This window comes from Streptomyces sp. NPDC126510 (assembly GCF_040302345.1).
GTDB lineage: Bacteria > Actinomycetota > Actinomycetes > Streptomycetales > Streptomycetaceae > Streptomyces.
The window spans coordinates 220,144-238,702 of the sequence record NZ_JBEORR010000008.1; the positions used below are offsets into that span (position 1 = coordinate 220,144).

Annotated in this window: 17 protein-coding genes; 7 read left to right on the plus strand and 10 right to left on the minus strand. The window is 71.4% G+C overall.

Annotated elements, in window-relative coordinates; all coding sequences use genetic code 11:
• Nucleotides 1–10 precede the first annotated feature (10 nt).
• The 4 genes from ABTX60_RS13565 to ABTX60_RS13580 all read left to right on the plus strand — a co-directional run bounded on the left by ABTX60_RS13565 (nt 11) and on the right by ABTX60_RS13580 (nt 4,697).
• Nucleotides 11–1,246: a low temperature requirement protein A gene (locus ABTX60_RS13565; RefSeq protein WP_352097222.1), complete on the plus strand. Its 1,236-nt coding sequence runs from the start codon at nt 11–13 to the stop codon at nt 1,244–1,246.
• A 100-nt stretch (nt 1,247–1,346) separates the two neighbouring features.
• A complete protein-coding gene (locus ABTX60_RS13570) occupies nt 1,347–2,375 on the plus strand; it encodes a P1 family peptidase (RefSeq protein ID WP_352097223.1) in 1,029 nt (342 codons plus the stop codon).
• 166 nt (nt 2,376–2,541) lie between these two features.
• The gene (locus ABTX60_RS13575; RefSeq protein ID WP_352097224.1) at nt 2,542–3,759 is read left to right on the plus strand and encodes a L,D-transpeptidase; all 1,218 of its coding nucleotides are present in this window, start codon (nt 2,542–2,544) and stop codon (nt 3,757–3,759) included.
• A 191-nt stretch (nt 3,760–3,950) separates the two neighbouring features.
• The gene (locus ABTX60_RS13580) at nt 3,951–4,697 is read left to right on the plus strand and encodes a DUF6227 family protein (RefSeq protein WP_352097225.1); all 747 of its coding nucleotides are present in this window, start codon (nt 3,951–3,953) and stop codon (nt 4,695–4,697) included.
• A gap of 16 nt (nt 4,698–4,713) precedes the next feature.
• Here ABTX60_RS13580 and ABTX60_RS13585 read toward each other — a convergent pair whose 3' ends face one another.
• The 5 genes from ABTX60_RS13585 to ABTX60_RS13605 form a co-directional block, all read right to left on the minus strand.
• Complete coding sequence (locus tag ABTX60_RS13585; RefSeq protein ID WP_352097226.1) at nt 4,714–4,872, minus strand: hypothetical protein; 159 nt, start codon at nt 4,870–4,872, stop codon at nt 4,714–4,716.
• Between the two features lie 117 nt (nt 4,873–4,989).
• Nucleotides 4,990–7,050, minus strand: coding sequence for a PTS fructose transporter subunit IIABC (locus tag ABTX60_RS13590; RefSeq protein WP_352097227.1), 2,061 nt, complete (start codon nt 7,048–7,050; stop codon nt 4,990–4,992).
• A gap of 177 nt (nt 7,051–7,227) precedes the next feature.
• The gene (gene pfkB / locus ABTX60_RS13595; protein WP_352097228.1) at nt 7,228–8,175 is read right to left on the minus strand and encodes a 1-phosphofructokinase; all 948 of its coding nucleotides are present in this window, start codon (nt 8,173–8,175) and stop codon (nt 7,228–7,230) included.
• Entirely contained in the window at nt 8,172–8,933 is a 762-nt protein-coding gene (locus ABTX60_RS13600; RefSeq protein ID WP_352097229.1) for a DeoR/GlpR family DNA-binding transcription regulator, read from the minus strand. The genes pfkB and ABTX60_RS13600 overlap by 4 nt, the downstream gene beginning before the upstream one ends.
• Before the next feature lie 185 nt (nt 8,934–9,118).
• Nucleotides 9,119–10,624, minus strand: a complete 1,506-nt coding sequence (locus ABTX60_RS13605) for an MFS transporter (RefSeq protein WP_352097230.1) — start codon at nt 10,622–10,624, stop codon at nt 9,119–9,121.
• 62 nt (nt 10,625–10,686) lie between these two features.
• Here ABTX60_RS13605 and ABTX60_RS13610 point away from each other — a divergent pair, with 62 nt between their 5' ends.
• Nucleotides 10,687–11,724: a helix-turn-helix transcriptional regulator gene (locus ABTX60_RS13610; RefSeq protein ID WP_352097231.1), complete on the plus strand. Its 1,038-nt coding sequence runs from the start codon at nt 10,687–10,689 to the stop codon at nt 11,722–11,724.
• Between the two features lie 8 nt (nt 11,725–11,732).
• On the opposite strand, the gene ABTX60_RS13615 is transcribed toward ABTX60_RS13610, so the two are convergent.
• Both ABTX60_RS13615 and ABTX60_RS13620 read right to left on the minus strand, forming a co-directional pair.
• Entirely contained in the window at nt 11,733–12,425 is a 693-nt protein-coding gene (locus ABTX60_RS13615) for a TetR/AcrR family transcriptional regulator (RefSeq protein WP_352097232.1), read from the minus strand.
• A gap of 437 nt (nt 12,426–12,862) precedes the next feature.
• Nucleotides 12,863–13,861 (minus strand): sigma-70 family RNA polymerase sigma factor, encoded by a 999-nt coding sequence (locus ABTX60_RS13620; RefSeq protein ID WP_053675956.1) that lies wholly within the window; start codon nt 13,859–13,861, stop codon nt 12,863–12,865.
• A gap of 194 nt (nt 13,862–14,055) precedes the next feature.
• Between ABTX60_RS13620 and ABTX60_RS13625 the strand changes: the two genes are divergently transcribed.
• Nucleotides 14,056–14,574 (plus strand): GNAT family N-acetyltransferase, encoded by a 519-nt coding sequence (locus ABTX60_RS13625; RefSeq protein ID WP_352097233.1) that lies wholly within the window; start codon nt 14,056–14,058, stop codon nt 14,572–14,574.
• Nucleotides 14,575–14,608: 34 nt separating this feature from the next.
• On the opposite strand, the gene ABTX60_RS13630 is transcribed toward ABTX60_RS13625, so the two are convergent.
• The gene (locus ABTX60_RS13630) at nt 14,609–15,394 is read right to left on the minus strand and encodes a dioxygenase family protein (protein ID WP_352097234.1); all 786 of its coding nucleotides are present in this window, start codon (nt 15,392–15,394) and stop codon (nt 14,609–14,611) included.
• 90 nt (nt 15,395–15,484) lie between these two features.
• Here ABTX60_RS13630 and ABTX60_RS13635 point away from each other — a divergent pair, with 90 nt between their 5' ends.
• Nucleotides 15,485–16,018, plus strand: a complete 534-nt coding sequence (locus tag ABTX60_RS13635) for a MarR family winged helix-turn-helix transcriptional regulator (RefSeq protein WP_352097235.1) — start codon at nt 15,485–15,487, stop codon at nt 16,016–16,018.
• 97 nt (nt 16,019–16,115) lie between these two features.
• Here the strand turns inward: ABTX60_RS13635 and ABTX60_RS13640 are convergent, their stop codons facing one another.
• Nucleotides 16,116–17,663, minus strand: a complete 1,548-nt coding sequence (locus ABTX60_RS13640; protein ID WP_352097236.1) for an MFS transporter — start codon at nt 17,661–17,663, stop codon at nt 16,116–16,118.
• Nucleotides 17,664–17,907: 244 nt separating this feature from the next.
• Nucleotides 17,908–18,552, minus strand: coding sequence for a TetR/AcrR family transcriptional regulator (locus ABTX60_RS13645; protein ID WP_352097237.1), 645 nt, complete (start codon nt 18,550–18,552; stop codon nt 17,908–17,910).
• Nucleotides 18,553–18,559: the final 7 nt, after the last annotated feature.

Below are 18,559 nucleotides of genomic sequence, written 5' to 3' on the forward strand. Positions count from 1 at the left end.
GCTGGGACGCATGACGTCCAGCCCCACTCCCCCGCCCGTCCCCTCCGGCGCGCCCGGCGGCCGGGGACCACTGCGCAGGCTCCGGGCCCGAGGCCGCGACGAGACGCACCGGACGGCCTCGCCGCTGGAGCTCTTCTTCGACCTGTGCTTCGTCGTGGCCGTCGCCCAGGCGGGCATCGAGCTGGTGCACTCCGTCGCCGAGGGGCACGCGGGCCAGGGGATCCTCGACTACGCGATGGTGTTCTTCGCCGTGTGGTGGGCGTGGATGAACTTCACCTGGTTCGCCTCGGCGTACGACAACGACGACGTGCTCTACCGGGTCGTCACGCTGGTGCAGATCGCGGGTGTGCTGGTTCTCGCGGCGGGGGTCTCGCGGGCGTTCGAGGAGCACGAGTACCTCGTGGTCTGGCTGGGCTACGCGATCATGCGGGTAGCCATGGCGGCGCAGTGGCTGCGGGCGGCCCGGGCGGGGGAGGGCCCGGAGCGCAGGACGGCCCTGCGCTACGCCGGCGGCGTGCTGGCGTGCCAGGTCGGCTGGCTGGGGCTGCTGTTCCTGCCCGAAGGAGCCCGGCCTTGGTGGTTCCTGGTGATGGCGCTGCTGGAGATGTGCGTGCCGCCTCTCGCGGAGAGGGGCCACACCACGTCCTGGCATCCCCGCCACATCTCGGAGCGGTACGGGTTGTTCACGATCATCGTGCTGGGCGAGACGATCGCGGCGGCCACGGTCGCGGTGAAGTCCGGCATCGACGAGAACGACGCGCTGGGCGAGCTCCTCCCCATCGCGGCGGGCGGTCTGCTGATCGTCTTCGCGGCCTGGTGGATCTACTTCGTGGTGCCCATCCACGGCCATCTGCGATCCAACCGGCAGGCGTTCCTGTGGGGCTACGGCCACTACCTGGTGTTCGCCTCCGCGGCGGCGATCGGGGCCGGGCTGGAGGTCGCGGTGGAGGAGACGGTCGGCAAGGCGCACATCTCCACGCTGGCGGCGTCGGCGGCCGTGACCCTGCCGACGGCCCTGTACCTGCTCACGGTGTGGGCCCTGCACTCGCGCCACTTCAAGCGGGGCATCACCCAGCAGCTGGTGCTGCCGACGACGGCGCTGCTGGTGATCTGCTGCACGTTCCTGGGGCACTGGGCGGTGTTCGCGGCAGGCGCGGTGTGCGCGCTGTCGGTGGTGGCCGGAGAGACCGTGGCGGCGCGCCGTGGGGCGGCCGGGGAGAGCGGGCCGGCGACGCGCACCGGGTGAGGGCCTCCGCATTCCCCACCACGCGCATGTCGACGGCCTGACGCGGCGCCCACGGCTCGGTGCCTCCTCCGGGGCCGGCGGCTGGACGAGACTGTGCCTCATGACAGTTGACGCACTGACGGATGTCTCCGGCCTGCGGGTGGGGCACGCGACACGCACCGGCGACGGTTGGCTCTCCGGCACCACGGTGGTACTCGCCCCGGAGGGCGGGGCGGTGGCCGCCGTGGACGTGCGGGGCGGCGGGCCCGGCACCAAGGAGACGGACGCGCTCGACCCGCGCAACGTGGTGCGCAAGGTCGAGGCGGTCGTGCTGACCGGCGGCAGCGCCTACGGGCTCGACGCCGCGGCGGGTGTGATGGCCTGGCTGGAGGAGCGGGGGCGTGGGATCCGGGTCGGGGCGGATCCGGCGCACGTGGTGCCGGTGGTGCCCGCCGCGTGCGTTTTCGACCTGGGGCGGGGCGGCGACTTCCGGGCCCGGCCGGACGCGGCGACCGGCCGGGCCGCGGTCGAGGCGGCCGCGGCGAGCGAGCTCGGCGCCCCGGTGCCCCAGGGGTGCGTGGGCGCGGGCACGGGAGCGGTGGTCGGGGTGGTGAAGGGCGGTGTCGGCAGCGCGAGCACGGTGCTCGGCTCGGGGATCACCGTGGCCGCGCTGGTGGTGGCCAACGCGGCGGGGTCGACGGTGGATCCGGAAACGGGGGTGCTGTACGGGGAGTTGTTCCAGGGTCGGGTGGAGTACCCGGAGGCGGAGGTCCACGCGGCGGCGCGGCGGCGTCTCGCCGAGACGGCCGCGAGGAGCACGCCACCGCCGCTCAACACCACGCTCGCGGTGGTCGCCACGGACGCGGATCTGTCCAAGGCGCAGGCGCAGAAGCTGGCCGGCACGGCGCACGACGGCATCGCCCGCGCGGTGCGTCCGGTGCATCTCCTCAACGACGGGGACACGGTGTTCTCGCTGGCGACCGGCGACCGCACCCTGGACGCCACCGACCCCCTCGCCCTGAACGAGATCCTGGCCGCGGGCGCCGACATGGTGACGCGCGCGATCGTCCGGGCCGTGCGGGCCGCGGAGCCGGTGGACGGTCCGGGCGGGGCGTGGCCGTCGTACGGGGAGTTGTACGCGGGCCGTTGAACAGGCTTGCTGCGCACAGCGGATGCACAGCGGACTCGGAATTTGTCGCGGTTCTGTCACGTGACGGCCTTCATGGGGAACGGACGGAACCCGACCGGCCCCCGGCCCCCTCTACTCCCACGTACCGGAGCGGATCACGCAACATCACATGAACTGGGAGCAGCCCGTGACAACGCCGAACATTTCAGCGCGGCGCACTCTGGGGGCCTGTGCCGCCCTGGTGGTCGGCGCCCTGACCCTCACCGCCTGCGGTGGCAGCGCCAACGCCAAGGACGACGACAAGGGCGGCGAGGGCGGCACCAAGACGTCCGTCGCGAAGATCGCCATCTCGGCGAAGGACGGTTCGACCGGCGCGTCCATCAACAGGACCGGCGTGAAGGTCAGCGACGGGAAGCTGAGCGTCGTGAAGATGACGGTCGCGGGCAGCGGCCAGGCCGTCGCGGGGTCGATCTCCGGCGACGGCAAGGTGTGGAAGCCGAAGGAGCAGCTGGAGCGCGGCACCAAGTACCAGATATCCGCGACCGCCAAGGACGCGGACGGCCGGACGGCCGCCGCCAACTCCATCTTCACGACGGTGACGACGTCGAACAGCTTCATCGGCACGTACACGCCGGACAACGGCACGACGGTCGGCGTGGGGATGCCGGTGTCGTTCACCTTCGACAAGGCCATCACCGACCGCAAGGCCGTGCAGTCGCACATCACGGTGACGTCCAGCAGCGGACAGCAGGTCGTCGGGCACTGGTTCAACGGGCAGCGGCTCGACTTCCGGCCGGAGGAGTACTGGAAGGCCGGCTCCAAGGTCACGATGAAGATCGACCTGGACGGGGTCGAGGGCGCGAACGGTGTCTACGGCGTACAGAAGAAGACGGTCACCTTCACGGTGGGCCGTTCGCAGGTCTCCACGGTCGACGCCAACACCCAGACGATGACGGTGGTCCGGGACGGCAAGACCCTCAAGACGATCCCGATCTCGGCCGGCAGCCCGGAGCACACCACCTACAACGGGCAGATGGTGATCTCCGAGAAGTTCGTCCAGACCCGGATGAACAGCCGGACGGTCGGGCTGGGCGGCGAGTACGACATCCCGGACGTGCCGCACGCGATGCGTCTGACGACGTCGGGCACGTTCATCCACGGCAACTACTGGTACAACAAGGGCAACCCGCCCTTCGGCCGCCAGGGCACCAGCCACGGCTGCGTGGGCCTCGCCGACGTCCAGGGCGCCGGCGGCAGCACGACCGCCAAGTGGTTCTACGACAACTCCCTCATCGGGGACGTGGTGATCGTGAAGAACTCCCCCGACAAGACGGTGGCGCCGGACAACGGGCTGAACGGCTGGAACATGGCGTGGAGCCAGTGGACCGCGGACAGCGCTTCCTGACCTCTTGGCGGATCGTCTGAAGAACCGTCCCAACTGGGGATTTTGACGGACCGAACGGGCCGCGCGGGAACTTTTCGCGCGGCCCGCGCGTTTTCCCGGAGGTACGTTTTCTCGGTTCCCGGACACGATGTCCGACCGAGGGGCTACGGTATGCACCCACAAGGTGACATGCAGCAACGCCGGGAGAAACCTTGAGCGTTCCGTACGAGACGGCAGCGTACGAACCCCACGACTCGCCCGAGACTCCGGAGGAGCACCTCGCGCGACTCCTCGGCCGCGCCCTGAACTCCTTCGAGCTACCGGACGAGGCGATAAGGCGTCTGGACTGCGCGCTGGCGCACGACGGTTCGCTGCATTCCGCGCACCACAGCGCGGGCCTGCACCGGGAGACGTACCGGCACACGTGGCTGCTCGCCGACGGTTCGGCGCTCACCCTGTGGGAGCTCGTCCACAACACCGCGCCGGGCAGCGAACCGCAGCACGAGGTGTACGTCGACGAGGAGGAGTTGCGCGCCGCCACCGCACGGCTGCCGCTGCCGCCGGACACCCCGGACTTCGAACTGCCGGTGACGGTGCAGCTGTCACCGGTCCCCGCCCCGCGGCACGCGTACGCCGCGGAGAATTCGGCGGACCACGCGCGCAGGTTATTGCGCCGGGCGGAGAACGTGGACCGGCCGGGCGTGGACACGGCGGCACTGCTGGCCACGGCGTCCGGGCATCAGATCACCCAGGCCTTCGGCCGGCCGTGCCGCGCGGGCCGGGCGGGGCTGGGTTTCTCGCTCTACGAGCACGCGTTCCTGCTGCGCGACGGCGACGAGATCTCCCTCTGGGAGGTCGAGCACACGGCGACGCCGGACGGGCGGCACATGTGCGAGGTGTACGCCAGCGAGGACGCGGCGCGCGAGGCGATGGAGCGGCGGGCGGCGCAGCTGTCCTGAGGCGGACCGAGGTTCCTCAGATGCCTCTGTCCCCGAAGTGCCGCACCAGCTCCGCGAAGGTGCCTCTCTCCTCGGCGGTCAGCTCCACGGATTCCGACCGGGAGCCCGTCTGCCGCTGCTGCGGGAGGGCGGGGAGTGGGTGGCCTTCGGGCCATCGGGAGACGTGCTCGGGCATGCACCCCAGTAGACACCACGGCCCGGGACTTCGGTCCCGGGCCGTGATTTTCGTGATCTATCTCGCAGGTGGCATGAACGGTTCACACGCCTCGAATGGGGCGAACCCACGCCGCTTTCACGCCGCGACGGGCTGCTTCGTCTCGGTCGCCTGGACCGCGCCGCCCTCGCCAGGGGCCGGTGCCGCGCCCGGGGCCGGCTTGCGCATGCCCTTCAGGACGACGACCAGGGCCGTCGTGACGCAGACACCCGCGGCGATGGCGATCAGGTAGAGGAACGCGTTGCCGATCAGCGGGACCACGAAGATGCCGCCGTGCGGGGCGCGCAGGGTGGCGCCGAAGGCCATCGACAGGGCGCCGGTGACCGCGCCGCCCGCCATGGAGGCCGGGATGACGCGAAGCGGGTCGGCCGCCGCGAAGGGGATCGCGCCCTCGGAGATGAAGGAGGCGCCGAGCACCCAGGCCGCCTTGCCGTTCTCGCGCTCGGTCTGGGTGAAGAGCTTGCCGCGCACGGTCGTGGCCAGGGCCATGGCCAGCGGCGGGACCATACCGGCCGCCATCACCGCGGCCATGATCTTCATCGCCGAGTCGCTGGGGCTGGCCACCGCGATACCAGCCGTGGCGAAGGTGTAGGCGACCTTGTTGACGGGGCCGCCGAGGTCGAAGCACATCATCAGGCCGAGGAGGGTGCCGAGCAGGATCGCGTTGCTGCCGGACAGGCCGTTCAGCCAGTCGGTCATGCCCTTCTGGGCCTCGGCGATGGGCTTGCCGATGACGACGAACATCAGGAACCCGACGATCGCCGAGGAGATCAGCGGGATCACCACCACGGGCATGATGCCGCGCAGCGCCGCCGGGACGTTCACCTTCTGGATCGCCATCACGACGCCACCGGCGATCAGACCGGCCGCCAGGCCGCCGAGGAACCCGGCGTTGATGTTGAAGGCGATCATGCCGCCGACGAACCCGGGGACGATGCCGGGCCGGTCGGCCATGCCGTAGGCGATGTAGCCGGCCAGGACCGGGACGAGGAAGCCGAAGGCGACGCCGCCGATCTGGAAGAGCAGGGCCGCCCAGCTGTCGGCCTGCGTCCACAGGAAGTGGTCCATCACCGACGGGGCCTTGTTGATCTTGTAGCCGCCGAGCGCGAACCCGAGGGCGATGAGCAGACCGCCCGCGGCGACGAAGGGCACCATGTAACTGACACCGGACATCAGCCACTTGCGCAGCTTGGTGCCGTAGCCCTCGCCGGACTCGCCGGCGCGCTCCACGGGAGTGGCCGGGGCGGACCCGGAGGTGACCTCGCCGCGCGCGGCCTTCTCGCGCACCTCGGCGATGAGTTCGGCGGCGCGGTTGATGCCCGCCTTCACCCCGACGTCGACGGTGGGCTTGCCGGCGAACCGCTCCTTCTCCCGTACCGGCACGTCGTGGGCGAAGATCACGGCGTCGGCCGCCGCGATGACCTGCGGGTCCAGCCGGGTGAAGCCGGCCGATCCCTGGGGCTCCACGGTGAGTTCGACGCCCGCCTCACGGCCGGCGTTCTCCAGGGACTCCGCCGCCATGTAGGTGTGGGCGATGCCGGTGGGGCAGGAGGTGACGGCGACGATGCGGAACGGCCGCTCCTCGCCCCCGGCTTCGGTGGTGCCACCGGCTTCGGCTGTGTCCGTGGCGGCGGCGGGAGAGGCCGCTCCCGCCGACGCCACGGGGTCTTCGGAACCCGCGGGTGCGGGTGCGTCCGGCTCGTCGCCGCGGATCAGGGCCGCCGCGGCCGGTGCGTCGCTCACCGCGCGCAGGGCGTCGGTGAACTCGCTGTTCATCAGCTGCCGGGCCAGTGACGACAGGATCGTCAGATGGGCGTCGTCCGCGCCGGCGGGCGCGGCGATCAGGAAGATCAGGTCGGCGGGGCCGTCCGCGGCGCCGAAGTCGATGCCCTCGGCGCTGCGGCCGAAGGCGAGCGTCGGCTCGGTGACGTGCTCGCTACGGCAGTGCGGGATGCCGATGCCGCCGTCGAGACCGGTCGGCATCTGGGCCTCGCGGGCTGCCACGTCGGCGAGGAAGCCGTCCAGGTCGGTCACCCGGCCCAGGGCCACCATGCGCTCGGCGAGGGCACGCGCCGCCGCTTCCTTGGTGTCGGCGGACAGGCCGAGGTCGACCAGGTCCGCCGTGATCATGTCGCTCATCGCGGGCTCCTTAGCACGCGTATCGCCCGATGGGAGGGGTGGGCGGGGAGGGGGACGGGGGTGCGGTGGGGGGTGACGGGGGTGGAGGCGGGGCCCACGAGTAACGGGGAGGGGGCTCGCCGCTCGCGCGTCGGTGCACGCTGCTCGTCGTACGTCATGACACCGGCTCCTCGTACGTCATGACACCGGCTCCTTCAGCGCACGGTCCGCCGGGACCTCGGCCGTGACCGTCACCGCTGCCGGGTCCAGGTCGCGTGGCGTCGGCATCACGCTGCCGGGCAGCTGGACGGCAGCCGCGCCGTGCGCGACCGCGGAGGCCAGGGCCTCGGGGCCGTTGCCGCCGGCGATCAGGAATCCGGCGAGGGAGGAGTCGCCGGCACCGACATTGCTGCGGACGGAGGCCACACGGGCGCTTCCGAACCAGGCGCCCTGCTCGGAGACGAGCAGCTGCCCGTCGGCGCCGAGGCTGGCGAGGACGGCCCGGGCACCCATCTCGCGCAGTTCCTCGGCGGCCTTCACGGCGTCGCCGACGGTGGCGAGGGGGCGGCCGACGGCTCCGGCGAGTTCCTCGGCGTTCGGCTTGACCACGTCGGGCCGTTCGCGCAGGGCCGCGAGCAGCGCGGGACCGGAGGCGTCCAGGGCGATCCGTGCCCCGGCGGCGTGCGCGCGGGCGACCAGGTCGGCGTACCAGGAGGGGGCGAGGCCCCGCGGGAGGCTGCCGCAGCAGGCGATCCAGGACGCGTCGCGGGACTGCCGCCGTACGGTCTCCAGGAGCAGTTCGCGTTCGGCGGCGGAGAGTTCGGGGCCGGGCGCGTTGATCTTCGTCAGGACGCCGTCGGACTCGGCGAGGGCGATGTTGGAGCGGGTGGCCCCGGCGACGGGGACGGGCGCGACCTCGATGCCCTGCTGGTCGAGCAGATCGGCGACCAGGGCGCCCGGGGCGCCGCCCAGCGGCAGGACCGCCACCGTGCGCCGGCCGGCCGCGGCGACGGCACGCGAGACGTTCACGCCCTTGCCGCCCGGGTCCATCCGCTCGCCGGTGGCGCGGATGACCTCGCCGCGGTCGAGGGACGGCACCTCGTAGGTGCGGTCCAGGGACGGGTTGGGGGTGACGGTGAGGATCATGCGCGCACTACTTCCGTGCCGCCGCGCTCGATCGCGACGGTGTCTTCGGGGCTCAGCCCGCTGTCGGTGATCAGCAGGTCCACATCGCTCAGGTCGCCGAAGCGGGCGAAGTGCTCCTGGCCGTGCTTGGAGGAGTCGGCGAGCAGCACCACCCGGCGGGCGGCGGCCACGGCCGCGCGTTTCACGGCGGCCTCGGCGAGGTCGGGGGTGGTCAGGCCGTGTTCGGCGGAGAAGCCGTTGGCGGCCACGAACAGCACGTCGGCACGGATCTCGCCGTATGCCCTGAGCGCCCAGGCGTCCACGGCGGCGCGCGTGCGGTGCCGGACGCGGCCCCCGATGAGGTGGAGCTGGATGCCGGGGTGGTCGGCGAGGCGGGCGGCGATGGGGAGGCTGTGCGTGACGACGGTGAGCGAGGCATCCAGGGGGAGGGCGGCGGCCATCCGGGCCACCGTCGTCCCGGCGTCGAGGATCACCGTGCCCTCGCCGGGCAGTTCCGCGAGGGCCGCCTTGGCGATGCCGTCCTTCTCGTCGGCGGCGGTCGTCTCGCGCTCGGCGAGATCCGGCTCGAAGTCGAGGCGCCCGGCCGGGATGGCACCGCCGTGCACCCGGCGGACCAGTCCGGCGCGGTCGAGGGCCTTCAGATCCCGGCGGATCGTCTCCGCCGTCACCTGGAACTCCTCGGCCAGCGACACGACATCCACTCGGCCGCCGTCACGGGCGAGCCGGAGGATCTCCTGCTGCCGCTCCGGTGCGTACATGTCCGTTCGCCTCCGCCTCATGCCCGAACGTGTGGTTTCAGCGGGAGGCTACGCCGAGATTTCCGCAAAGTAAACAGGTTCGGACCCAATCGGGCATGAGTAGAAAGCGGGAGCGGGAACGGGCAGGAACGGGAGCGGACACGCGAACGGGCCCGGCACCGAGGTGCCGGGCCCGTTTCCAGCGGTCAGACCAGCACCGCTTCCTTCTCCCCCGCCGGCACCTGCTCGCCCTCCACATGCTGGGCGGGCCGCTTGGGCAGCGCGAACATCAGCAGGAAGATGACGCCCATCACCGCGGCGACCCAGCCGAGCGAGTTCTGGAAGGCGTCCGCGAAGGCCCGACCGACCTGCTCAGGCCGCAGACGGTCTGAGATCGAACCGAAGAACACCACCGACACCAGGCCGAGCCCCAGCGCGTTGCCCATCTGCTGCACGGTGTTGATCAGCCCCGACGCCGAACCGGCGTGCTCGCGCGGCACCTCCGAGAGAATCGCGTCGGTCAGCGGCGCGACGATCAGCCCCATCCCCACGCCCATCACGATCAGCGGGAGCGCCATCTGCCAGGGAGCTATGTCCAGGCCGTAGTGCCCGGACTCCCAGATGTAGACCAGCACCCCGGCCGCCATCACCAGCGCGCCCGCCTGCAGCACCTTGCGGCCGAACCGCGGCACCAGCTTCTGCACCGACATCCCGGCCGCCACCGACACGGCGATCGAGAACGGCACCCCGGTCAGCCCGGCCTTCAGCGGGCTCCAGCCCAGCCCGAACTGCATGTACAGCGTCCACACCAGGAAGAACACGCCGAGTGCGACACCGAAGACGGTCTGCACCGCGATCCCGGCCGCGAAGCTCTTGACCTTGAACAGCGACAGCTCGACCAGCGGGGAACCGTCCCGCGCGGCCTTGCGCCTCTCGTACGCCACCAGCGCCGCGAGGACGACGAGCGACCCGGCCATCGAGACGTACCCCCACACCGGCCAGTCCAGCTCGCGGCCGCGGATGAGCGGGTAGAGCAGCATCAGCAGGCCCAGCGTCACCAGCGCGACACCCACCAGGTCCAGCTTCAGGGCGCGCGGTGCCTTGGACTCGGTGATGAAGCGGCTGCCGAGGATCAGTCCGGCCACACCGACGGGCAGGTTGATCAGGAAGATCGACCGCCACTCCCAGCCGAACAGGTTCCACTCGGTCAGCAACGCGCCGAGCAGCGGACCGGACACGGCCCCGAGGCCGACGACCGCGCCGAACAGCCCGAACACCTTGCCGCGCTCGTGCGCCGGGAAGGTGGCGTGCACGATCGAGAGCACCTGCGGCACCATCAGTGCCGCCATGCCGCCCTGGAGGAACCGCGAGGCGACCAGCATCTCCGGGTTCACCGCGAGGCCGCACAGCGCGGAGGCGACCGTGAACCCGCCGATGCCCACGAGGAAGATCCGCTTGCGCCCGTGGATGTCGCCGAGCCGCCCGCCGGTGATCAGTCCGGCGGCGAAGGCGAGCGCGTAACCGGCGGTGATCCACTGGATCTGGCTGAAGGACGCACCCGCCTCCCGCTGGATCGACGGGATGGCGATGTTGACGATGGTCACGTCCACGAGGTCCATGAAGGCCGCGGTCATCACGATCGCGAGGGCGAACCAGCGCCGGCGGTCGGTCCCGCCGCCCGCCGTGCCGAGGGTGGTGTCGGTGGAGTTCATGCTTCGAAGTTAGACCCCCAATAGGTCAGATCGTGTCCTAGTGGTCCGGCATCCTCGTCGGTATGACGACGGACACTCCGGCCCGGCTGCTGACGCTCCTCTCCCTTCTCCAGACGCCCCGCGAATGGCCCGGCGGCGAGCTCTCCGAGCGGCTCGGGGTGTCCCGCCGCACGGTGCGGCGGGACATCGACCGGCTGCGCGAGCTCGGCTATCCCGTGCAGGCGACCAAGGGCGCCGACGGCGGCTACCGGCTGGTCGCCGGCAAGGCCATGCCGCCGCTCGTGCTCGACGACGAGGAGGCCGTGGCCATCGCGGTCGGGCTGCGCGCCGGAGCGGGGCACGCGGTGGAGGGCCTGGACGAGGCCTCGGTGCGGGCACTGGCCAAGCTGGAGCAGGTCCTGCCGGGCCGGCTGCGCCACCGGGTGACCACCCTCCAGGCCGCGACCACGCCCCTGACCAGCGGGGACGGTCCGAGCATCGCGCCCGAGACGCTGACCGTCATGGCCTCGACGGTGGCCGGGCACGAGCGGCTGCGGTTCGCGTACCGGGCCGCGGATGGCACCGGGTCGCGGCGCCTGACGGAGCCCTACCGGCTGGTGTCGACGGGTCGCCGCTGGTACCTGGTGGCGTACGACATCGACCGGGACGACTGGCGCACGTTCCGCGTCGACCGGGTGAGCGAGCCGTTCGCCACCGGAGCCCGCTTCGTGCCGCGTGAGCTGCCGACGGGGAACGCGGCGGAGTTCCTGCGGCGCTCGATGCAACGGCAGCACCAGACCTACGCCTTCGACGTCACGTTCGCCGCACCGGCCGACTTCGTCGCCGCCCGGGTGCCCGACTGGCTGGGCACACCCGTGCCGTTGGACGACGGCAGCTGCCGGCTGCGGGGATCCATCGGCGACGCCGTGCAGTGGGCGGCGTTCCGGCTGGCGATGCTGGGGTGCGACTTCGTGGTGCACGAGCCGGAACAACTCGTGACGGCGGTCAGGGAGTTGGGGGCACGGTTGAGCAAGGCCGCCGGGGCGCCGGACGCGGGCAGGATGCGGGACGCCGGCGGGGTGCCGGACGCGGGCGGGGTGCCGGACGCGGGCGGGGTATGACCGTCGCGTCACCGCCCCCACGGGAAGTCGCGCAATGCCGTGAGATTGCGCAGGGCGATTTCCGCCGGACCGTCCGGTCCTTCCGCAGGAGCGTCCCCCACGGCCCAGGCCTCCAGCGCGGCCCGTACGGCGGCACCGGCGACGGCGGCGGCGAAGCGGAGCTCGGGGGTGACCACGGGCGGCTCACCGGCCACGGCAACGTTGTCGCCACCGCCGGTTCCGGAGGACCCTGCACGTGTCACCCGTTCCGCCAGAACCTCCCCCAGACGCCGCTCGGACGCCTGGCACACCTCCGCCCACACCCTGCCCAGGGACGGGGTCGCCTCGGCCAGGCGCAGGAGAGTGCGGACCCACTCCCAGGAGGACACCGAGACGCCCACGCCCGGAGTGAGGGTGTGGTGCACCCCCTGCTCCAGTGCGCGCAGCACACCGGCGTCGGGGGGAGCGACACGCACCGCCTCCACCCAGCGCCGGGCGCCGGTCGCGTAGAGCGGGGCGACGGCTTCTTCTTTGGTGGCGAAGTACCGGTAGAAGGTGCGCGGGGCGATACCGGCGGCCTGGGCGATGTCCTCCGCACGGGTGGCGCGCAGGCCGTGCCGTACGAAGAGACCGGCTGCCACCCGGGCGATCTCCATACGCGTCTCGGCCTTCCGCCGCTCGGTCAGTGAGGGCAGAGGCGGGGTCGGGGTGGTGCTGCTCACGCCCGGCAGGCTATGCCCATGTGACACAATCTGCCACTGGCGGGCCACCCCGTGGTTCAGGTACGGGGTGCCCCGCCCTCCAGAAACGGAGAACCGGGCTCCGGCGTCCGGGGGGAAGGACGCCGAAGCCCGGTCTCGGGGAATGTCCCGGCGCCGGGGGGAGTGCGACGGGACGTGGCTTTCGGGGGTCAGGGGGCGTGACCCGGGTCCGAACTGGTGGACCCAGAAGTCTTGTTCCCTGAGTCTGCGGATTGAAGCGGCGTTACACCGCCATGTTTGCGCGGTCTTTCGCCACCCGGCGTACGCGGTGCCCCCCGGGCGCATTACGGCCCGTCACCCATTGGGCGTGGGAACGCGTCGTGCGCCCGGACGCTCACCGTCTTCCACCGGTCTCGAGCCGCCCGACGGGCTGTTGCTCCGCCCGGCGGCCCCGTAGGTCACGCCGCCGCGTCGAACCCGGTGCTGCGCGCCAGCTTCTTCAGCTCCAGCAGCGCGTGCTTCTCGATCTGCCGGATGCGCTCGCGGGTCAGGCCGTGCTCCTTGCCGACCTCGGTCAGCGTGCGCTCGCGGCCGTCCTCGATGCCGTAGCGCATCTTGATGATCGACGCCGTGCGCTGGTCGAGCCGGCCGATGAGGTCGTCGAGCTCCTCGCTGCGCAGCAGTGTGAGCACCGACTGCTCGGGCGACACCGCCGAGGTGTCCTCCAGGAGGTCGCCGAACTGGGTCTCGCCCTCGTCGTCCACCGACATGTTCAGCGAGACCGGGTCACGGGCCCAGTCCAGGACGTCGGTGACGCGCTCCGGCGTCGAGCCGAGCTCGGCCGCGATCTCCGCGGGCTCCGGGTCCCGGCCGTGCTCGCGGTTGAACTCGCGCTGCACACGGCGGATCCTGCCGAGCTCCTCCACGAGGTGGACGGGCAGGCGGATCGTACGGGACTGGTCGGCTATCGAGCGGGTGATGGCCTGGCGGATCCACCACGTCGCGTACGTGGAGAACTTGAAGCCCTTGCGGTAGTCGAACTTCTCGACCGCGCGCACCAGGCCGGCGTTGCCCTCCTGGATCAGGTCCAGCAGCGGCAGCCCGCTGCGGGGGTAGCGGCGGGCGACGGCGACGACGAGGCGCAGGTTGGAGCGGATGAAGATGTCCTTGGCGCTCTCGCTCGCGTCGACCAGGGCCTGCAGCTCCTCGGGTGAAGCCCCGGCCTTGTTCTCCTCCAGGCCGTCGAGGATCTGCTGGGCGAACACACCCGCTTCGATGATCTGCGACAGCTCGACCTCCTTGGCGGCGTCGAGCAGCGGTGTGCGCGCGATCTCGTCGAGGTACATGCCGACCAGGTCGCGGTCGGCGATCTCGCCGCCATGGGCGCGAACACTGCTTGCCGCGTCGGCCGTCTCGCCGGTGGCGGACTGACGACGGGCGACGGCACGGGTTGCCATGCGAGCTCCCTTGCGATGGTGAGGTCAGCGGGTGGTCCTTCGGACGCTGGACTCCGTCTTCCGGGACTCTCCGGACTCTCCTCGGGTGCCCTGCATCCGATGGAAACAACGACTGGAATCAGGACAGAATTCCCAACCGGGCCTCCGATTTTTCTGATCATGCAGTACCCTGTCCGGCCACATGAGGAGGCCCGATGCCGTCGCAGTCCACAGAGGTGCAGGTCAGGCCGGGAGTCGAGGACGACCTCGAAGCCCTCACGGCCCTCTACAACCACTATGTATCTGAGACGGCGATCACATTCGATACCGCGATCTTCAGTCCGGAGGAGCGCCGCCCTTGGCTGCTCTCCCACCCTGAAGACGGGCCGCACCGCCTGATGGTTGCCGCGGAGCCCGGGACACAGGAGGTTCTGGGGTACTCCACTTCAAGCCCTTTCCGCATGAAGCCCGCTTATGCCACTTCCGTGGAGACGACCGTGTACGTCGCCCCGGGCGCCGGCCGCCGCGGCGTCGGCACACTCCTCTACACGGCCCTCTTCGAGGCCCTGTCAGGTGAGGACCTGCACCGCGCCTACGCGGGCATCGCGCTGCCGAACGAGGCGTCGGCCCGGCTGCACGAGCGCTTCGGATTCCGGCACGTCGGCACGTACCGGGAGGTGGGCCGCAAGTTCGGCCGGTACTGGGACGTGGCCTGGTACGAGAAGCCGCTGTAGGACCGCCCCCGCGGGCACACGGTCCGGGCCTGCCTCAGCCGAACTGGACCGACCGCTTCGCGAGCCCCATCCAGAACCCGTCGATCACGGACTTCTGGGTGTCCAGCTCACCGGCCGCGTCGGCCGCGCCCATGGTCACGAAGAGCGGGGCGAAGTGCTCGGTGCGCGGGTGGGCCAGCTGCCCCGCGGGCGACTTGCGGGTGAAGTCGAGCAGGGCGTCCACGTCCCGCGCCTCCAGCGCCCGCCGGCCCCAGTCGTCGAACTCGGCCGACCACGCGGGGATGCCGCCCTGCCGCAGCGCGGCCAGGTTGTGGGTGAAGAAGCCCGAGCCGACGATGAGCACGCCCTCGTCCCGCAGCGGGGCGAGCTTGCGGCCGATCTCCATCAGCCGGACCGGGTCCAGCGTCGGCATGGACACCTGCAGGACCGGCAGGTCGGCCTCGGGGTACATCTCGACCAGCGGGACGTAGGCGCCATGGTCGAGGCCGCGGTCGGGGGCGTCCTGGACGGGGATGCCGGGGGCGCGTAGCAGTTTGCGTACGGACTCCGCGAGCTCCGGTGCGCCGGGGGCGTCGTACTTCACCCGGTAGTAGCGCTCGGGGAAGCCCCAGAAGTCGTAGACGAGCGGGACGGTCTCCGTCGCGCCGAGGGCGAGCGGGGCCTCCTCCCAGTGGGCGGAGACGATCAGGACGGCCTTGGGCCGAGGCAGGCCGGCGGACCAGGCGGCCAGTTCACCGGGCCAGAACGGGTCGTCCGCCAGGGGCGGCGCGCCGTGGCTGAGGTACAGAGCGGGCATGCGCTCCTGGGTGGCGGCGGACATGCTGCGGCTCCTTCCAAAACGTGGTTCCCTAACAAAACTGTACGGGCCATTTGTTTAAAGTTCAAGGAGGGGCCACGTAGAGTGGAACACATGAAGGCACCCGCATCCGCACCGACAACCGGCTCGACCGCCCCACCTCAGGAGCCGCGCTGGCTCACCGACGAGGAGCAGCGCGTCTGGCGCTGGTTCATGGAGGGCGCCACCCTCCTCGACGACCATCTCGACCGTCAGCTCCAGCGCGACGCGGGCATGCCGCACGTCTATTACGGCCTTCTGGTCAAGCTCGCCGAGGCGCCGCGGCGCAGGCTGCGGATGACCGAGCTCGCGATGCTGGCGAAGATCACCCGGTCCCGTCTCTCGCACGCCGTCGCGCGTCTGGAGAAGAACGGCTGGGTGCGCCGGGAGGACTGCCCCGACGACAAGCGGGGCCAGTTCGCCGTCCTCACGGACGAGGGCCTCCAGGTGCTGCGACAGACCGCGCCCGGGCATGTCGAAGCCGTACGCCAGGCCGTCTTCGACCGGCTCTCGCCGGAACAGCAGAAGTCCCTCGGCGAGATCATGCGGATCGTCGCCGAGGGACTTCAGCCGGCCGAAGCCGGTGCGGACCTGCCCTGGCTCCGCTGAGCCGCGCGGAGCCGGGGCAGGTCCTGGATTCCGCAGGTGCGAGGCGTCCCCTTCCTCGCGCCCGCGGAGTGGCCCGAAGGGGTGGGGCGTGCGGCCGTCAGTGGGCGACGACCGGGATCTGCACCTCGTCCGCCACGTCCTTGCCGGAGTCGCCGCCGGTCACGATGCCGGTGCCCGGGCGGCCGGCGTTGACGAACGTCAGGGCGATCGCGGCGGCCACCACGAGGATGCCGACGGCGAACCAGATGGCGCTGGTGTAGCCCTCCACCATGGCCTCCAGCTGGACCAGCTGCTGCTGGGACCGGCTGGTCGCCCCGGCGATGTGGTCGGCGACGTACGCCGTGGTCGCCGAGGCGGCGATGGTGTTCAGCAGGGCCGTGCCGATCGCGCCGCCCACCTGCTGCGAGGTGTTGACCATCGCGGAGGCGACACCGGCGTCCCGCGGCTCGACGCCCTGGGTGGCCAGCGACATGGCCGGCATGAACGCCGTACCCATGCCGAGGCCGAGCAGCAGCATCGCCGGCAGCAGCAGGGCCGCGTACGAGGAGCCGATCTCCAGCTGGGTCAGCAGCAGCATGCCGAGCGCGGCGACCAGGAAGCCGGGGCCCATCAGCAGGCGCGGCGCGACCCGGGTCATCAGGCGCGTGCCGATCTGGGTGGAGCCGGTGATCATGCCCGCGATCATCGGCAGGAAGGCGAACCCGGTCTTGACCGGCGAGTAGCCCTTCACGATCTGCAGGTAGTAGGTCAGGAAGAGGAACAGGCCGAACATCGCGATGATTGCGAGGCCGAGGGAGAGATAGATCCCGCCCCGGTTGCGCTCGGTGATCACGCGCAGCGGCAGCAGTGGGGCCTTGACCTTCGACTCGACGAGCACGAAGGCGAGCAGCAGCACGGCCGAGGCGACGAACATGCCGACGGTGACGGAGTCGCTCCAGCCGTTCGACTCCGCGCGGGTGAAGCCGTAGACGAGGGCGACCAGGCCGAGGGTGGACAGGATCACGCCGGGGATGTCGAGCGGGGAGCGGTTGCGGCCGCCCTCCGGCTCACGGATGACGAAGTACGCGCCGGCCGCGGCGACGATGGCGAACGGGATGTTCACGAAGAACGTCCAGCGCCAGTCCAGGTACTCGGTGAGGAAGCCGCCCAGGATCAGACCGACGGCACCGCCGCCACCGGCGATCGCGCCGTAGATGCCGAACGCCTTGGCGCGCTCCTTGGCGTCGGTGAACATCACGGCGAGCAGGGAGAGCGCGGCGGGCGCGAGCAGCGCGCCGAAAACACCCTGGAGGGCGCGGGCGCCGAACATCATCGCCTCGTTGGTGGCCGCGCCGCCGAGCGCGGAGGCCGCGGCGAAACCGCCGAGCCCGACCACGAAGGCCTTCTTGCGACCCCACAGGTCGGCTATCCGGCCGCCGAACAGGAGCAGACCGCCGAAGGCGAGGGCGTAGGCCGTGACGACCCACTGCCGGTTGCCGTCGGAGATGCCCAGGTCCTGCTGGGCGGAGGGCAGGGCGATGTTCACGATGGTGGCGTCCAGCACGACCATCAGCTGGGCGAGCGCGATGAAGACGAGCGCTTTCCAGCGGCCGGCGTCCGGTTCTCTGGCCGGTGCGGCGAGGGTCTTCGAGGCTGTTTCAGACATGGGGATACCCACTTCGGGACTTCGTGACGGAAAAAGGTGACGAAAGGTGACGACTCGTCCACAGGGACGGCCGAAGGGACTGTCAGTGAGGGTTCAGGCGGGTGGGGCGGCCTGAACTCATCGGGCTGAACTCATCGGGCTGAACTCATCGGGTTGCTCATCGGGTTGAACTCTCGGCCGAAGCGATCGGACGGAGCCGATCGGGCCGGGCAGGTCGGTCAGGGCCGGTGCGGATCCTCCAGGGTCACGGCCGGCGCAGGTCCTCCAGGGTCACGGCGGTACCCGGCAGGACCGAGCGAGCGGGAGCCCGCAGCCCGTCCAGGAACAGCTGAAGATGGCGGTGGACGAAACGGTCGGCCCGGATGCAGTCCGTGCCGGCCGGGGGCCGGCTGAGCTGGGCCACGGCGATCGTGACGTCCCCCACGTCCACGTCGGACCGGAGCTGTCCGGCCGACCTGGCGCGGTCCATGACCTCCGCGATCAGCCGCTCGACGCGTTCGCGCGCGGCCTCCAGATCCGGGTGGTGCTGGTCGAACGTGCTGGCGACCATCGGGCACAGCGCGCTGATCCGCTCGTCGGCGGCGGCGTGCACGAAGCGCTCCAGCGCCTCGAACGCGTCGCCGGTCTCGGTGAGCGCGGCCTCGGCGGCCGCGGCCGTGCGGTCCATGACGGAGCAGACGACCTCGCGGACGAGTGCGTCGCGGTCCGGGAAGTTGCGGTACACCGTGGCATTGCCGACGCCGGCCCGGCGGGCGATCTCGTCGAGCGGCACCTCGGGGCCGTGCTCGACGAACATCTCCCGGGCGGCGGTGACGATCCGCTCCCGGTTGCGCAGGGCGTCGGCGCGGGGCCGGGGCACCTTGCGCGCTTCGGGGCTGGCGGTCTGCACGGCGTAC

Coding starts and splice junctions, on each gene's coding strand:
- ABTX60_RS13570 (WP_352097223.1), top strand. CDS start 1,347: ATGACAGTTGACGCACTGACGGATGTCTCCGGCCTGCGGGTGGGGCAC.
- ABTX60_RS13565 (WP_352097222.1), top strand. CDS start 11: ATGACGTCCAGCCCCACTCCCCCGCCCGTCCCCTCCGGCGCGCCCGGC.
- pfkB (WP_352097228.1), bottom strand. CDS start 8,175: ATGATCCTCACCGTCACCCCCAACCCGTCCCTGGACCGCACCTACGAG.
- ABTX60_RS13640 (WP_352097236.1), bottom strand. CDS start 17,663: ATGTCTGAAACAGCCTCGAAGACCCTCGCCGCACCGGCCAGAGAACCG.
- ABTX60_RS13620 (WP_053675956.1), bottom strand. CDS start 13,861: ATGGCAACCCGTGCCGTCGCCCGTCGTCAGTCCGCCACCGGCGAGACG.
- ABTX60_RS13630 (WP_352097234.1), bottom strand. CDS start 15,394: ATGTCCGCCGCCACCCAGGAGCGCATGCCCGCTCTGTACCTCAGCCAC.
- ABTX60_RS13605 (WP_352097230.1), bottom strand. CDS start 10,624: ATGAACTCCACCGACACCACCCTCGGCACGGCGGGCGGCGGGACCGAC.
- ABTX60_RS13590 (WP_352097227.1), bottom strand. CDS start 7,050: ATGAGCGACATGATCACGGCGGACCTGGTCGACCTCGGCCTGTCCGCC.
- ABTX60_RS13635 (WP_352097235.1), top strand. CDS start 15,485: ATGAAGGCACCCGCATCCGCACCGACAACCGGCTCGACCGCCCCACCT.
- ABTX60_RS13600 (WP_352097229.1), bottom strand. CDS start 8,933: ATGTACGCACCGGAGCGGCAGCAGGAGATCCTCCGGCTCGCCCGTGAC.
- ABTX60_RS13585 (WP_352097226.1), bottom strand. CDS start 4,872: ATGCCCGAGCACGTCTCCCGATGGCCCGAAGGCCACCCACTCCCCGCC.
- ABTX60_RS13610 (WP_352097231.1), top strand. CDS start 10,687: ATGACGACGGACACTCCGGCCCGGCTGCTGACGCTCCTCTCCCTTCTC.
- ABTX60_RS13625 (WP_352097233.1), top strand. CDS start 14,056: ATGCCGTCGCAGTCCACAGAGGTGCAGGTCAGGCCGGGAGTCGAGGAC.